We start from the raw sequence: 456 nt of genomic DNA on the forward strand, positions 1-456 counted from the left end.
GAACTTCTCGACGACCTCGTCCACGCGCGACCGACGGCGCAGGCCGGCGGTATCGATCAGGCGGTACTCGCGGCCGTCACGCTCCAGGTCCACCGCGATCGAGTCGCGGGTGGTGCCCGGCACGTCGGAGGCGATCATGCGCTCCTCGCCGAGGATGCGATTGACCAGGGTCGACTTGCCCACGTTCGGGCGGCCGACGAAGGCGATGCGGATGCGGTTCGGATCGTTGTCCAGCTCTTCGCCGCTGCCTTCTTCCGGCAGGCGCTGGATCACTTCGTCCAGCAGGTCGTCCAGTCCCTGGCGATGCGCGGCCGACACGGTCAGCATCTCGCCGAAGCCGTAGCGGGCGAACTCCGAACGCACGGTGTCCTCGTCTGTGCCGTCGATCTTGTTGATCAGCAGCAGCGTCGGGCGCGACAGCTTGCGCAGCCAGGCCAGGATCTCGTCGTCCATCGC

General features: G+C 67.5%; 1 protein-coding gene. It reads right to left on the bottom strand.

Translation table 11 applies throughout. The features are described 5' to 3' along the window. A partial coding sequence (locus tag GVL52_RS28945; RefSeq protein ID WP_160012731.1) for a GTP-binding protein occupies positions 1-456 on the bottom strand: 456 nt, incomplete at both ends.

This window comes from Rhizobium sp. 18055 (assembly GCF_902706285.1).
Classification (GTDB): domain Bacteria; phylum Pseudomonadota; class Alphaproteobacteria; order Rhizobiales; family Rhizobiaceae; genus Rhizobium.